This is a genomic window from Halomonas sp. SH5A2, assembly GCF_014263395.1.
Classification (GTDB): domain Bacteria; phylum Pseudomonadota; class Gammaproteobacteria; order Pseudomonadales; family Halomonadaceae; genus Vreelandella.
Genome location: NZ_CP058321.1, coordinates 3,149,788 through 3,164,546 on the forward strand (window position 1 = coordinate 3,149,788; position 14,759 = coordinate 3,164,546).

General features: G+C 56.7%; 15 protein-coding genes. 5 read left to right on the top strand and 10 right to left on the bottom strand.

Annotation, left to right across the window (positions count from 1 at the left end; translation table 11 throughout):
• Positions 1-42 precede the first annotated feature (42 nt).
• Together HXW73_RS14630 and HXW73_RS14635 are read left to right on the top strand one after the other, a co-directional pair.
• Positions 43-564: an acyl-CoA thioesterase gene (locus HXW73_RS14630; RefSeq protein WP_186253776.1), complete on the top strand. Its 522-nt coding sequence runs from the start codon at positions 43-45 to the stop codon at positions 562-564.
• Positions 565-608: 44 nt separating this feature from the next.
• Positions 609-1,613 (top strand): ion transporter, encoded by a 1,005-nt coding sequence (locus HXW73_RS14635; RefSeq protein WP_186253777.1) that lies wholly within the window; start codon positions 609-611, stop codon positions 1,611-1,613.
• 6 nt (positions 1,614-1,619) lie between these two features.
• Here the strand turns inward: HXW73_RS14635 and HXW73_RS14640 are convergent, their stop codons facing one another.
• Together HXW73_RS14640 and HXW73_RS14645 are read right to left on the bottom strand one after the other, a co-directional pair.
• Positions 1,620-1,976, bottom strand: a complete 357-nt coding sequence (locus tag HXW73_RS14640; protein ID WP_186253778.1) for an I78 family peptidase inhibitor — start codon at positions 1,974-1,976, stop codon at positions 1,620-1,622.
• 82 nt (positions 1,977-2,058) lie between these two features.
• The gene (locus tag HXW73_RS14645; RefSeq protein ID WP_066318226.1) at positions 2,059-2,190 is read right to left on the bottom strand and encodes an entericidin A/B family lipoprotein; all 132 of its coding nucleotides are present in this window, start codon (positions 2,188-2,190) and stop codon (positions 2,059-2,061) included.
• A gap of 146 nt (positions 2,191-2,336) precedes the next feature.
• Between HXW73_RS14645 and HXW73_RS14650 the strand changes: the two genes are divergently transcribed.
• On the top strand, positions 2,337-2,762 hold the full coding sequence (locus HXW73_RS14650; protein ID WP_186253779.1) for an HIT domain-containing protein: 426 nt from the start codon (positions 2,337-2,339) through the stop codon (positions 2,760-2,762).
• On the opposite strand, the gene HXW73_RS14655 is transcribed toward HXW73_RS14650, so the two are convergent.
• The 4 genes from HXW73_RS14655 to HXW73_RS14670 are packed head-to-tail and all read right to left on the bottom strand — an operon-like array spanning position 2,759 to position 5,323.
• Positions 2,759-3,757 carry a nickel/cobalt transporter gene (locus HXW73_RS14655; RefSeq protein ID WP_186253780.1) on the bottom strand — a complete coding sequence of 333 codons (999 nt, stop codon included), beginning with the start codon at positions 3,755-3,757 and terminating at the stop codon, positions 2,759-2,761. The genes HXW73_RS14650 and HXW73_RS14655 overlap by 4 nt on opposite strands.
• Complete coding sequence (locus tag HXW73_RS14660; protein ID WP_186253781.1) at positions 3,754-4,425, bottom strand: DUF1007 family protein; 672 nt, start codon at positions 4,423-4,425, stop codon at positions 3,754-3,756. Before HXW73_RS14660 ends, HXW73_RS14655 begins: the two co-directional genes overlap by 4 nt.
• On the bottom strand, positions 4,422-4,781 hold the full coding sequence (locus tag HXW73_RS14665; protein WP_186253782.1) for a hypothetical protein: 360 nt from the start codon (positions 4,779-4,781) through the stop codon (positions 4,422-4,424). The genes HXW73_RS14660 and HXW73_RS14665 overlap by 4 nt, the downstream gene beginning before the upstream one ends.
• Complete coding sequence (locus HXW73_RS14670; RefSeq protein WP_186253783.1) at positions 4,778-5,323, bottom strand: hypothetical protein; 546 nt, start codon at positions 5,321-5,323, stop codon at positions 4,778-4,780. The genes HXW73_RS14665 and HXW73_RS14670 overlap by 4 nt, the downstream gene beginning before the upstream one ends.
• A gap of 92 nt (positions 5,324-5,415) precedes the next feature.
• On the opposite strand from HXW73_RS14670, the gene HXW73_RS14675 reads away from it, so the two are divergent.
• Together HXW73_RS14675 and HXW73_RS14680 are read left to right on the top strand one after the other, a co-directional pair.
• Positions 5,416-6,552 (top strand): glycerate kinase, encoded by a 1,137-nt coding sequence (locus HXW73_RS14675; RefSeq protein WP_186253784.1) that lies wholly within the window; start codon positions 5,416-5,418, stop codon positions 6,550-6,552.
• Between the two features lie 162 nt (positions 6,553-6,714).
• Entirely contained in the window at positions 6,715-7,191 is a 477-nt protein-coding gene (locus HXW73_RS14680) for a Dps family protein (protein WP_186253785.1), read from the top strand.
• 57 nt (positions 7,192-7,248) lie between these two features.
• Here the strand turns inward: HXW73_RS14680 and HXW73_RS14685 are convergent, their stop codons facing one another.
• The 4 genes from HXW73_RS14685 to hsdR all read right to left on the bottom strand — a co-directional run bounded on the left by HXW73_RS14685 (position 7,249) and on the right by hsdR (position 14,647).
• Positions 7,249-8,715, bottom strand: a complete 1,467-nt coding sequence (locus tag HXW73_RS14685; RefSeq protein WP_186256047.1) for an aminoacyl-histidine dipeptidase — start codon at positions 8,713-8,715, stop codon at positions 7,249-7,251.
• A gap of 169 nt (positions 8,716-8,884) precedes the next feature.
• On the bottom strand, positions 8,885-10,651 hold the full coding sequence (locus tag HXW73_RS14690) for a restriction endonuclease subunit S (protein ID WP_186253786.1): 1,767 nt from the start codon (positions 10,649-10,651) through the stop codon (positions 8,885-8,887).
• On the bottom strand, positions 10,648-12,129 hold the full coding sequence (locus HXW73_RS14695; protein ID WP_186253787.1) for a type I restriction-modification system subunit M: 1,482 nt from the start codon (positions 12,127-12,129) through the stop codon (positions 10,648-10,650). Before HXW73_RS14695 ends, HXW73_RS14690 begins: the two co-directional genes overlap by 4 nt.
• Positions 12,130-12,202: 73 nt before the next feature.
• Positions 12,203-14,647, bottom strand: coding sequence for an EcoAI/FtnUII family type I restriction enzme subunit R (gene hsdR / locus HXW73_RS14700; RefSeq protein WP_186253788.1), 2,445 nt, complete (start codon positions 14,645-14,647; stop codon positions 12,203-12,205).
• Positions 14,648-14,759: the final 112 nt, after the last annotated feature.

Consider the following 14,759-nt stretch of genomic DNA (forward strand, 5'->3'; position numbering starts at 1 on the left):
TGGCAGGCGCTTTACATTGATCTCAAGAGACGAGTAGAGCCCATGTCGGATACCTCCATGACCGCCCTGCCCGGTCAGCACGAATTGTCCATGACCGTCTTGATGACGCCTGACATGGCGAATTTCAGTGGCAAAGTCCACGGCGGTGCGATTCTCAAAAAACTCGACGAGGTTGCCTACGCCTGCGCCAGCCGCTACTCGGGCCATTACGTGGTCACCCTGTCGGTCGATCAGGTGCTTTTCAAACAGCCCATCCACGTTGGTGAATTGGTGACTTTTTTAGCCAGTGTCAATCACGTAGGCAGCTCGTCGATGGAAATTGGCATCAAGGTAGTGGCTGAAGATATCCGCAATAAACTGATTCGTCATACCAATAGCTGTTATCTCAGTATGGTGGCGGTGGACGCCGACGGAAAACCCGCCAGGGTTCCGCCGCTTGCCTTGGCAACGCCACTCCAGCAGCTACGCTTTGAGAAAGCCGCCCTGCGCAAGAAAATGCGTAAACAAGCCGAGCATCAAGAACAGCTCGCCCAACAGCAGCATCAATCACAAACGCCGACTTGATCCAGTCTTGCGCGGCATCCGCCAACTAAGTCAAAGGAGCTGCCATGTCTGCCAGGGAGCGCTACCCCAACCTTCCCAAGGGCGTTGAGTACGCGCATATCGGCTGGGACTTTTTCATTCTGGCGGCCGTGGTTATCAACCTCGGCTTGTTGTTGTTTGATTCACTATTTTTACTCACCCCGATCAACCAGACGATAGAAGCGATATCACCGAGCTTTCATAGCGCCTACGCAACAACCATTCACAGCCGTTTTATTACCATCGACTTGTTTTTTGTCGGCATTTTTATCGCCGACGTGTTGCTGGGCTGGGCCGTGGCGATTGCCGAGCGTCGCTACCATCGCTGGTTTTTCTACCCCTTTGTACATTGGTACGACGTCCTCGGTTGCATCCCACTGAGCGGGTTTCGCTGGTTGCGCATTCTGCGGGTTATCTCGCTGCTTTACCGGCTGCATCGCCTGCGTCTTATCAACGTCAGGGGTTGGTGGATCTATAAGTTCTTCAGCAAGTATTACGATATCTTGCTGGAAGAGCTTTCGGACCGTATCGCCCTGCGGTTGCTGGGTAATGTTCAGCAGCAGATACGCTCAAGCGATTCATTGACCGAACAGGTAATAGACCGTGTCGTCATGCCTCGCAAACAGCAACTCATCCAGGAAATTGCCCAGCGGCTTGAGACCTCGGTGGGGACCGCCTACCAGCAAAACCGACACGCCATCATGGCGGCGATTAGCGACCTGGTCAGCCGTACGCTGCGTGAAAGTCCCGAAATCCAGCGGCTGCGACTCCTGCCCATGGGGGAGCCTGCGACCAGCGCCATGGAAGCATCGTTAAGTGGCGTTGCCCAACGGCTGGTGGACGAAGTCGCCCTGTCGATTCATTCCCCCGAGTTTCAAAGGCTCGTTGAAGGCGCGGCGGAAAATGGCTTTGATAGCTGGCTGACACCAGACGAAGGCAGTGACCGGGTTACCGAGCAAGTGGTGTACGACGTTCTGGAGTTACTCAAAGAACAGGTCAACCGCCAACGCTGGAAGGACCGCTACGACTAACGCGGGCTAGCCGCAGCTTAGCTCTTCGATCACGTCATTATCGTTGAGATGAATATTCAGCCGCTCGGGGCGATGGTCCAGTGTGGCAGCCTCCCCTGGCCGCAATACACGGACTTGCTCAGCACCGCTTTGACGCGCCAGCGCGTCGCTTGATGTGTCGTCAAGCGACATACCCACAGCGGATTGAATGTCTTCCAGACGGCAGGCTGTCTTTTCATCACCGGAAGGTTGAGCGTTATCAACTTTTGGGGGCGGTGGCGCACTCGGAACATCGTCACCCGATCCAGGCATTTGCGCGCAGGCCGCCAAGAAAAGCGGTAAAAACGTCAAAACAATAAACTGCCAACCGCGTCGACCTATCATCCTTGAAACTCCTGTCACATAAAAAAGCGTTTATAACGCAGAGGGCCGACGCTGAACGTCGGCCCGCTAAGTGCCGCCTTGCTTAGCTGGCGGCGTCCTGGACGGCTTGACCGCCCTCTTCTACATCCTGGCCTGCCCCACTGATGGTATTGCAGCCTGCCAGCGCGCCTGCCGACATTAAAAGAATAAAGCTCATTGCCAGTAGTTTTTTCATGAGTGTTCTCCTTAACAAATTCAATCACTATCGGGATACTTCAACTCAATACGTATGAGCTAAAAGCACTTTCAGGGTAACAGCCTTTTCAGGATTGCGCCTACTTTGAAGGCCATACCCTACCCTATCCAATAAGGATCACCGTAATGACGACCTTTGCACTCGATGAGCGACTGGCTAACGATACGCTGCCACTGGCAGATTTACCGCTCTGCCGCGCCCTGTTGATGCTCGACGCGCGCTACCCCTGGGTGGTGCTGGTGCCCAGGCGTGCTGCGCTAAGCGAGGTGTTTGAGCTGACAACCGACGAGCAGCAACAACTCTGGCGGGAGGCCGGCCAGTTGGGTCAGGCAATGAAAACCGCCTTTGCCGGCGACAAGCTCAATATCGCTACGCTGGGTAACGTGGTCAGCCAACTGCATGTGCACGTGGTGATTCGTCATCACGATGACGCCGCCTGGCCAGCGCCCGTTTGGGGTCATGGCAGTGCCGTGCCCTATTCACCCAGCCAGCAGCAGAGCATGCAAGAACGTCTCACGGCGCTGATTGAAACGCTGGACTTAGGGGACTAATCGCCGGTGAGCGGGTTGCCTGACCGCGAAGGCGGCTCGCCCAACACCGGGTCACCCACAGGCTGGGCGGCGCCTGCCGCCCAGAGGGAAACGCCCAGCGCTACGATAACGATGCCCCCCACGAGCGCGACCCAGCCGGCTGCCCGCTGGGCGCGTCGGTGAGTCGCCCCCCGACGCGCCAGTCGCTGCTTTGCCCAACCCCGCGCGACAACACTGGCCAGGGCAAGCATCGACACTGTGAGCCCCGTACCCAACGACATCGCGGCGACAGCGGCCACCCCTACTGCAAACTGGCCCAGCAAGCCCGCCGCTCCCAGCATCAGTACCGCCCCGCTGCAGGGGCGCATACCAATCGCGCCGACGGTCATCAGCGCGGTGCGCCAATCCAGCGATTGCTGAGGGCTAATATGGTGACCCCCGCAGCATGCGTGGTCGTGGTCGTGGTCGTGGTCGTGGTCGTGGTCGTGGTCGTGGTCGTTCACAGCATAAGCTCGGCGTAGTTGGCCGATAGCTCTGCAGCAAAGCCATACGCCCAGAGCGGCCACCAATAGAAAGCTGGCGTATTCCACCCAGACGACGCTTCCCATGGCTTGACGCGTTACCCAGCCAAGGCCGTAAACGAGAATGGCCACCAACGCGATGGCGGTTAGCCCTTGAAGAAGCGCCGCGGCAAACGAAAGCCCCAGGGCACGTCCCACGGCACCACCGTGAGACATCAGAAATGTCGCCAGTACCGCCTTACCGTGCCCTGGCCCCGCGGCATGAAACACGCCATAGCCAAAGCTTACACCCAGCAGTGCTGCCCAGGTGGCCGTCGCTGACTGTTCCGAAAGCGCCGTCAGCGCCAGGGTAAGTTCCCGATGTAGGTCACGCTGCCAGCCAAGCAGGGTGTAACTCATTGACGCTAGCCCGCCCTGCCACACGACAAGGCTGGCGACAGCAACCCCCAATGCCAACAGGGACAGCAGCCCCCAGGGTAAACGCCGAGACATCATGGACACACCACCTGGCCCGTTTCAGCAAAATAGCGCCCTAATTCCGGCTCGCCGCTTTCGTCGGCATCCAGGAGGGACGCTTCCATGACTTTTTCAGGGTCCGGGTCTGCGGGCAGGACGGTTAGCTCGCACTCGGGCATTGCCCGCAGCACAAGGGCGTTGTCGCTGGGCGCGTCGTCTTCCGCTTCATGCACCACCTCAAGGTAATACGTCGGGTCATACACTTGATATGTCAGAGTGCTACCGCTTAATGCTGGTGTGGATGCAAACGGCAGGATAAAAATAAACGTTAGTCGGTTATCGCGTCGCATCGCGGTGTATTCGCTCACCTCATTCAGCGGCAGGGGCTCACCGTCCACCCGCACTTCGGTAAAGTAACCTTGGCTTGCGAGATTGTTGCGTATTTCGCCACCCAACTGATCCAGACCCTCGTCGAGCGTAGCCCCTTCAACACGCTGCAGCTCGTCGAACACCACCAGGCTATAGAACGGATCCATTTGCCAGGTTTGGTGAAGGCCAGTTACCCGTCCCTCATCATCGGTTAGCACACGCACGCTGATATCGATCCAGCCGTGGGGGTGAGCCATGGCGCTCGCGCTTGCCAACAGGCTCAACGCACCAATGAGGCCGCCCCAGCGGGGTGCCAGCCAACGCAGAAAAAACGTCATGGTGCCAACCCCAAGCGGCTTTGAAGTGCCACTAACCATGGGTCTAGGCGATCAGGCGGTAACGGCTGGCTACCGCGCCACGCCGAGACGCTCACATGGCTTTCACTGCCCACCTCACTGACTTCGAGCAGTAACCGATAGCCCGGCCAGCGTGCCAGCACGCCTTCGGCGCGTCCCAGCGATAAATCGGCGTGACGCACGACATAGCCTTGCTCGATCATCAGGCTAACCGCCGCGCGAAAGGTGTCTTCCGCAGGCGCCCGATAGACCAGTTCGCGCGGCTCTGAAGAAGGCGTTGTCGCGCAGCCGCTGAGCATTACCAGTAGGCCGATCGCGGCCCAGTGAATCACTCTCATGGTGTGATGCCTCCTGTAGCCGTATACGCGTCCAGGTCACGCTGGAAGCGCTCGCAGAAATCGTCGTTACTGGCGCTGCGGCCCTCGCGCAGGCTGCCATATTGGTCAAACCGGCGAATGTCGCGTGAAAGTCGTACGTGATGGTTATCCCACAACAGCGATACACGCTCCACATCGACGGGAAGCTGACCAAACCCACCGCCCAAGCCAACCCCCAGCCGCGAACCACCACCAATCCCTACTCCTCCGAATACGTTAAATCCAGAACGGGAGCGGAAGTGCGGCGATTCGTAAAGATCCGTCGCACCATGCAGCTCTCGCTCACGACTGGCGCTTAACAAGCCTAAGCGGGTATCGCTTGAGTCCAGGCTGAAGCCCCATTCAGTCAGCACATCGACACTGGCGGTCAAGGTTGAAGGCGCATCGCTAGGGAAATAGCAGGATTCTGACGGCGGCGGTTCCGCCTGGGGCAACGATGACGGCACGGCCTGGCAGCCCCCCAGGGCGAGCAGGCATATGAAACTGAAAGGCATCCACTTCATAACCACTCCTTGGGTTGACGGATGGTGCTGGTTTGCTTCGGCACGGCACGCTAAGCTCACTCTACAGACCATGATCGACGAAAAGGGTGCCCATGCATATCCTGTTTTGCCCCGATAGTTTTAAAGACGCACTGAGCGCCGAGGATGCGGCACATGCCATGGCTCGGGGCGCAGCGCGGGCGGCCCCTGACTTTCATCAGCTGATCTGCCCATTGGCTGACGGCGGTGAGGGCAGCCTTGACGCCCTGATCGCGGCAACCGGGGCAGAGCGCCGCCAACAAACGGTGTTGGATGCCCTGGGCCGTCCATGTATGGCCGCTTGGGGCTGGCTTGCCGATCAGCGTACCGCGTTTATCGAACTGGCAGAAGCCAGTGGATTGCAACCGCTCGCCGAGAACGAACGCGACGCCCGTTATACCTCTACTTATGGCGTGGGCCAACTGTTCCTCGCGGCACTGGATCACGGCGCAGAGAAGGCGCTGCTGTTATTAGGCGGTAGCGCCACCAACGATGGCGGTGCCGGCATGCTCCAGGCGCTGGGGGCTCGCCTGCTCGATAGCCGCGGACAAGTGCTCCCCCCAGGCGGGGCAGCGCTTGCCGACCTGGCATCGTTGTCGTTAGAAGATCTGGACCCACGGCTTTGCAAGCTGGACGTTGACGCCGCGGTGGATGTCGATAACCCGCTGTTGGGCGAGCATGGCGCCAGCGCCGTTTTCGGGCCACAGAAAGGCGCGACACCCGCCCATGTTCAGCAACTCGATCAGGCGCTCAGCCACTTTGCCGACATCACGGCCGATGTCCTGGGCCGTGATGTCCGCGAACTGCCCGGCGCAGGTGCGGCGGGCGGCATGGGCTTTGCGGCGCACGCATTTCTCGGCGCCACGCTAAAACCCGGCATCGACATGCTTATGCAGCAGGCCGGGTTTGACACCTTGCTCGCCCAAGCTGACCTGGTAATTACCGGTGAGGGACGCCTGGACGGCCAAAGCCTTTCCGGCAAGACACCCATCGGCGTAGCGCGAGCGGCCGCGCGGCAACAAGTACCGGTAGTTGTCTTGGCGGGCAGTCTTGGCGATGGCTGGCAGGCCTGTTTGCAGGAAGGTGTGACCGCCGCCTTTGCACTTGCCGATGGCCCGATGGCGTTAAGCGACGCATTACCACGCACAGCTGAGCTGCTTGAAGCCCGTTGCGAAAGCTTGATTCGGCTTTGGCAGGCGGCCCACCCTTGAAAAGGGTCGGGCTCGTCTGCACTTAGTAGTTATACATCGATAGGTAATGGGCTTGCGCTATGGCGGCAATGCAAAAAACCTGCTTTGCAACGATAGCTCGCCCCCTTACCCTAATCACCAACGTTTGTCGCCGCGCAGCGGTGATCACCAAGGAGTCAAAATATGTCCGATACCAACAGCATCGGTCTTCACGAAGGCAGCGCCAGCCAGCTGGCAGAAAAACTCAATCACCTGCTCGCCAACTATCAGATTTTTTACATGAACGTTCGTGGCTATCACTGGAACGTCAGGGGTAATGATTTTTTCGAGCTGCATGCCAAGTTCGAGGAGTTTTACACCGACCTGCTGACGAAAGTGGATGAAGTTGCAGAGCGTATTCTCACCTTGGGCCACAAACCGGTCCACGCCTACAGCGACTACATCAAGCTCTCGCGTATTGAGGAAGATAAAGACGTCCACGACGGCACCGCCTGCGTCAATGGCGTATTGCGTGGCTATCAGGCATTGATTGAATTGCAGCGTGAGTTGCTGTCCATCGCGTCAGACGCCGACGATGAAGGCACCGCATCGCAGGCAAGCGACTATATCCGTGAGCAGGAAAAAACCATCTGGATGCTGAACGCCTACCTCAGCAAATAAGCGATTCAGAAGCCAGTCGTCGTATGAAAACGGCACCTATCGGGTGCCGTTTTGGGTTCAGGGCTTCTTCGCCAGGTCTTCCACCAGCGTTTTCAACAAACTCCAGAACTCGTCCACCGTTGCCAGCTCAACGCGTTCATCCGGCGAGTGCGCGCCGCGAATCGTCGGGCCAAATGACAGCATATCGAGATGTGGGTATTTACTGCCCAGAATGCCGCACTCAAGCCCTGCATGAATCACCTTGACCGCTGGCTGTTTCCCTAACAGCGACTGGTGGCAGGCGTTAAAGCGCTTGAGCAGGTCACCATCGGGGTTGGGCACCCAGCCAGGGTAGCTGTTCTCGACGTTGACCCGCGCCCCGATCAGGCCAAACAGTGCCTTAAAGCGGTCCGCCATAGCCGCGACGGCGCTGTCATGTAGCGAGCGCACCAGTGCGCATAGGTGAAAGCGCCCTTTCTCCAGGCTTACCACACCCAGGTTATTGGACGTTTCGACCACGCCAGGCACATCGGCACTCATCCGCTCGACGCCACAGGGGGCTGCATGCAACGCGGCCACCAGCATCGTGCTGGCATCCAGCGTCAGCGGCTCAACGTCTCCGCCTGGGCTGATGGGCTCGGCAACCAGCCGCATGCCCTCATCGCCGCTACCCAGCTCACGCTGCAGCGTTTGTGTCAGCTCGCTAACAATGGCCAGCGCCTCTTGCTGCTCGTCAACGGGCAGGGCGATATCGGCAAAGGCTTCGCGAGGGATCGCGTTACGCAATGTACCGCCCTGATAGTTCAGCAACCGGGCATCGACATGCTCGAGTGAGCGCAGCACGCGCACCAATAACCGGTTGGCATTACCCAGCGGCTGATGAATATCCATCCCCGAATGGCCGCCCTTCAATCCCGTCAGCGACAGCTTGAGCAGGCACTCGTCGTGCCTGAGTGCGGCGCTGGGCAGTTGGGCATTCACCACCACATCGGCCCCACCCGCACAGCCAATAAACACCTCGCCGTGATCCTCGCTGTCGAGGTTCAGCAGGCGCTCTCCTTCCAGCCAGTTTTCGGCCAGATGCAGTGCACCGCCCATTGACGTTTCTTCCTCAAGGGTAAACAAGGCTTCCAGCGGGCCATGGGTAAGCTCGGGGTCCTCAAGCAGCGCTAAAATCGCGGCCACCCCCAGGCCATTATCAGCCCCCAGGGTCGTGCCCTCGGCATGCAGCCAGCCGTCAGCGACATAGGTGGCAATCGGGTCACGCTGGAAGTCATGCGCGTGCCCGGCATTGGCTTGAGCCACCATATCCAGATGGCCCTGCAAAATAAGCCCGGGAACGTGTTCATACCCCGGGGTCGCCGGCTTGCACAGGCGCAAGTTGCCAAAGGCATCACGGTCGTGGGTCATGCCTTGAGTCTCTGCCCAGGCTTCCAGCAGCGCAACGAGCTGGGCCTCATGGCCGGATGGGCGAGGCGTATTGCACAGCGTACGAAAGTGCCGCCAAACAAGTGTTGGGGTCAGCGCATCAAGATGTTCGTTCACAAAATTACCGCTTTTCATAACATGTTACCCGAATTTAAAGTATTGATTAAATTAAAGAAATAGCCATATAACAGTTTTAAGCTTTTTTTGGGCATCTGGCCTCAGTTCAAAATGGTGTTTTAGCAGATCCACAGCTCTAAAAAGAACTTTGGTTTTCTTCTGTAAATCATTAACTGAGCGCTCCTTCCACCACCGCCCCCGCCAATTGGCAGCGGGTGTCGCTGGCCTGATTCAGGCGCTCTTTGAGGTGGTGGCAGAGGGCCATGAGCTCATCGACTTTTTGGACGATACGGTGTTGTTCTTCTGCAGATGGCAAGGCAACTGGCATTTTCTTCAAGATACCGTGATTCAAGTTTGTCATGGTCGTGCCGACGGAGTTGCCAGTTAGATACTCTCTGACCGTATCTGTTGCGAACATCAAAAGGATGAACCGTCTGTTCATGGCGGGATGGAATCGAAGTACGAAACTGCCAGTGCCACATAACCATTCAGTTTCCCTGTTTGTCACTACTGCGCAACGACCGACTTCACCTCGTCTAGCCATCACAATGTCACCTGCGGCCAATTTATAGCTGGATAGATCTTCGGCTTTCGCTGGGGTGACAGTGACAGATGAATCTTCTTTAATACGGCCCCCAACCATGTGAGACGGATTAATCAAAGGAGTCCCACCTTCAACATAATCGTGCTTATGAATCATGGAGCCAAATGGCCCTGTCGATATGTCGTCAGCAATATCCTGAAATGAAGCCCAAGCCCAGTGTGTTGGAGCGAGGTAACTTTGCTCGACATCGTCCATTTGAGTCAGTGGTCTTGGCCGCTTGATTCTTCTCTCTTTTGCGAGTGCGGTTTTTCTTGTGTGTATTTCGGTAAGAAAGTCGATGGGGGGCTCATCCCCCGCATCCTGCTCAACCAGCAGCCCCATCACTGCCAGTTGCAGAATCGTCTGCTTGAGCTTGTCGATGCTTTGTTCGGTGGTAAACATCGTATCGAAGTGCTCTGCCAGGCGCGCCCAGTTGTTGGCCAGTTCGGTGGCATTGGCGGATTGGATTAAGACGCGAAGCAGCGTATCGACGAGGGTTTCATGGGCGTCGAGCTGGTCGCTGGTGTGCTGTTCCAGCCGGTCGCAGAGGACCATCAGCTCATCGACTTTTTGGACGATGCGGTGTTGTTCCTCCAGTGGGGGTAATGGCACATGAAGAAGACGAACTTTATCGGCGTTAAGATTTTGCACGACCGCGCCTGCAGCAGAATCTGTAAAAGCATTCATTGCATAAGGTGAAAGCAGTAGATAATAGAGAAAGACTTTATCAACAAGGCCTTCAGGGGTTCTTAGCAGTAGCCAGCCATCGTGTATGCAGCCTTCAATATCCAGAATATATGGCTGCCCAAAACTCATTGAATTAGACAGGATTAGGTCGCCAGGATAGACCATGCGAGTTTTATGAAGGCCTTCAGGGATAATCTTTTCGGCGGCTTTGGTTATTAGCCTTGAGCCCTTATTTGCGTCACCGATTTTTATCCAGTTAAGGCCATTCGAGTCGGTGGTGGTATAAGCCTTTATAGGCCTTGGTGAGCCTCCCCTGGCAATCACAGCAATTTGGTCCAACGAACACCAAGTCCATGTTTGGGGAATCTTAAATGGAGCCTCTACCTCTGAGTTTGACTTGGTCTCTTTAGGTACTTTGAAGCGCCCGTCTTTTATCAGCTGTTTGACTTCATGAATGATTTTCTCGAGCAGCTTGTTTGATGACTCATCGGTAGAAAGTTGGTCAGTTAAAAGGCCTCGCACCGCCAGCTCTAGAATCAGCTCCCGCAGCTTTTTAACCCCGGTCAGCTCAATCTTGCCGCTACGCCCTCTTCCTGCCGTGGATTTTTTGGTGACCGCTTGCGTCCATAGATCCAGATGGTCGGTGATCAGTTGATGCGCGCTCATGCCTGCTCTCCTGCATCGCGGGTGAGGGCATCGCCGAGAATGGTTTTCAGCTGGTCGCGTAGCTGCTGAATTTCCACCTGTTGTTGTTGGTACTGGGCCAGCAGTTCCTCTGGGTCGTGGGTGATGGTTTCGCCCTGCCAGGGGTTTTTGATATCCAGATTGTAGTTGCGCGCCTTGATGTCATCGATCGAGACCTTCCAGGCCTGATGGGTTTCTTCACGGCTGGCAAAGCCATCGGCCTCGCTGCCCCACCAGTCCATTTCTGTCTGGAACTCGGCGACCTTCATCGGGCGGGTTTTGCTGTAGTTTTTCACGCCTTCCGGGTAGGGGTGTTCGTAATACCAGACGTTTTTCGTCGGTTGGCCCTTAGTAAAGAACAGCAGGTTGGTCTTGATGCCGGTATAGGGGTTAAACACACCGTTGGGCAGGCGCACGATGGTGTGCAGGTTGCACTCTTCCAGCAGCTTTTCCTTGAGGCGGGTTTTCATGCCCTCGCCAAACAGAAAACCATCCGGCAGTACCACGGCCGCGCGGCCACCATCTTTCAGCAGGTGGATAAACAGCGTCATAAACAGGTCAGCGGTTTCGCGGGTACGGAAGGTGCTTGGGAAGTTGGTTTCGATGCCGTCTTCTTCCATGCCGCCAAACGGCGGGTTGGCGATAATCACATCGACCCGCTCTTTCGGCCTCCAGTCACGTAGTGGGCGGGCCAGGGCGTTGTCGTGGTGGATCTGCTCGGGCATTTCGATGCCGTGCAGAATCATATTGGTGGTGGCCAGCAGGTGCGGCAACGGCTTTTTCTCGATACCGCGCAGGCGAGCTTGCAGGGTCTGCTCGTCATCCGGCGTTTTCACATAGCGTTGGCGCTTATGTTCAATGGTGCAGGTAAGAAAGCCTCCGGTGCCGCAGGCGGGGTCCATCACCATTTCTTCCAGTTTTGGGTCAACGCGGTTGACCATAAACTCGGTCACGGCGCGTGGAGTGTAAAACTCACCGGCATTGCCCGCGCTTTGGAGGTCTTTGAGTATCTGTTCGTAGAGTTCGCCCAGCTGGTGGCGATCATCCTGGGTGTTGAAATCGATGCCGCTTTGTAGCCGGTTAATCACCTGACGCATCAGCTGACCGGATTTCATATAGTTGTAGGCGTCTTCGAAAACATTGCGAATCACCACGCCACGGTTATCATCGCCTTTGGGCTGTAGCTGCTGCAGGCCGGGGAATAGCATGGTGTCGATGAAATCCTTCAGCTCATCACCGGTCATCCCTTCCGGGTCGGCGGCCCAGTTCCTCCAGCGCAGCGGCTCGGGGATCGGCGAGCGGTAGTCGTCGTTGAACATCTCCCACTCTTGCTCGCGGTCATCGAAGATCTTCAGAAACAATAGCCACACCAACTGACCAATTCGCTGGGCGTCGCCGTCAACGCCCACGTCTTTACGCATGATGTCTTGAATGGATTTGATCGTGCTGCTAATTGACATGATGAGGTGTGTTCCGTAGGCATGTTAATAGCGGCCTGAAAATGTGCAGACCGCCAACAAAAAGGCAATGGTATCAGGCGGGGGTCTGGTAAAGCGCGTCTTCCAGTTCATGCAGGGCGCGTTGGTAGCCCGGTTTGCCGCCAAAAGCGTTGATCAGCTCCATCGGTGCGCCTAGCTGGCTAAAGGGGGCCAGTGTCAGCACCTTGGGGTCTTCTATCGGCGCGATGCCCGAATCGGCGTATTTGTCCACCAGGGATTCGAGCACCTGCCGGGCTTGGCCTTCGTAGCGGTTGAAGATATCGCGCTTTCTAACTTGTTCAGCGCGCTCGCGACGGCTTAGCGGCGGTCGGTCGAAGGCGATATGGCAGATCACATCGAAGGGGTCGGGTTCTTCGCCCCACTTCTGACCCAGTTCGGCCACCAGCGCATCCCAGAAGATGCCCTCTTCGGCCAGCTCATCAAGAATCACTTGCTTGCGCTCGGCATCCTGCCAGCTACGCAAAAAGTCATCCAGGGAAGCGTACTGGGCTTTCACCTGTTTGCGGGTGTAATCGCGAAGGCTTTCGGTAATCAGCTTGCCATCCGCCCCCAAGTATTGAACGCGCTCAGCGACAATACTGACTTCCACGTCATCCACCACGTATTTGCGACGGGGTTCGGGGCCTTCTGTGGTGCTCAGGCCGCCCACATCGTCAGATTCCCAAGTGGCATTGTCGTCGACGTCGTACTCGGCCCAGTCAGTCTCAACGCCTGCGACGGCCTCATCCTCTTCACCATTCTCCACGCCCATATCCAGAGCGCCGTCTTGCTCATCCTCGGGCACGATGGGCGCATCATCGGAATAGGGCTGGTAGACCTGCACTGGTTCGCCATCGAAATCCGGGTCGGCGAACAGTTCGGTGGCTTTTTTGAAATCCAGAATCGTGAACCAGTGCTTGTGGTAGTCGTCGTTGATACGAGTGCCCCGGCCAATAATCTGCTTGAACTCAGTCATCGACTGAATGCGCTGGTCGAGCACAATCAGCTTGCAGGTCTGGGCATCCACGCCGGTGGTCATCAGCTTGCTGGTGGTGGCGATCACCGGGTAGCGTGATTCGGGGTCGATGAAGTTGTCCAGTTCGGCCTTGCCTTCCTGCTCATCGCCGGTAATGCGCATGATGTATTTGCGGTTCTCGGCCACGCGCTTAGGATTGAGGTTCACCAGGGCTTGACGCATACGCTCGGCGTGGTCGATATCTTCACAGAACACGATGGTTTTCTGGTAGGGGTCGGTGCTTTCCAGCAGCTCGGTGATTTTGGCCGCGACCAGTTGGGTGCGTTTTTCCAGCACAAGCTGTTTGTCGAAATCCTTCTGGTTGTAGATACGGTCTTCAATCTCCTGGCCCAGCTTATCCCGCTGGCCCTTGCTGGGCCGCCAGCCCTGCAGGTCTTTATCGATATCTACCCTAACCACTTTGTACGGGGCAAGAAAGCCATCCTCGATGCCCTGCTTGAGCGAGTAGGTGTAAAGCGGTGCGCCGAAGTAATCGATGTTCGAGACTTCCTTGGTCTCTTTAGGCGTGGCGGTTAAACCGATATGGGTTGCTGCGCTGAAATAATCAAGGATCTTGCGCCAGGCGGAGTCTTCCGCTGCACTGCCCCGGTGGCACTCGTCGATCACAATCAGGTCGAAGAAATCCGGTGAGAACTGCTTGTAGATGTTCTGTTCTTCTTCACTGCCGGTCACAGCCTGATAGAGCGACAGGTAAATTTCGTAAGAAGCATCCACCGTGCGGTTGGTGACTTTAGTCATCGCCTGACCAAAGGGTTTGAAGTCGTTATTTTTGGTCTGATCGACCAGAATATTGCGGTCAGCCAGAAAAAGAATACGTTTCTTATGGCGTGACTTCCATAGCCGCCAGATGATCTGAAAGGCGGTGAACGTCTTACCCGTGCCCGTGGCCATTACCAGCAGAATGCGATCTTGCCCCCTAGCCACGGCCTCGACAGTGCGGTTGATGGCAATGCGCTGGTAGTAACGTGGGCTTCGGCCACTGCCGTCATCGTAGTAAGGCTGTTCAACCACGGGGCGAGCGGCTGGCTGGATACCTTTGTATTGGCAGTAGCGCTCCCATAGCTCATCAGGAGAGGGAAACTCGGCCAGCGTCAGCGTGGTTTCAGTTTGTCCACCAAGACCCGTTCGGTCGTGGAACAGGAAACCATCGCCGTTGCTGGAAAACACAAAAGGCACATCCAACGCATCGCTATAGGCCAGCGCCTGCTGCATGCCATCGCCCAGACTGTGCTTGTTATCCTTGGCTTCTATCACCGCAATTGGCTGATTTTTATGGAAGCTCAGCAGGTAGTCGGCACGGCGCTTTTTGCCCCGGGTATGCAGCCGCCCGCGCACGATAATCCGCCCAGCGGTAAACGTCATCTCTTCCCGAATTTGCGTCTGGACATCCCACCCTGCCTGCACCAACGCCGGGGTAATGAACTTGGTGCAAATATCGCGTTCGCTGAGGGCTTTCATATCCATGGCAGAGCCTACTTATCTAGCGGGTTGGCTTTTGTTCACCCAAGCTTACGTTACTCAGTCGAATTAAGCATCTTGTGCTAGGCTAAAATGGGCTAGGGGCAATGCAGGGAAG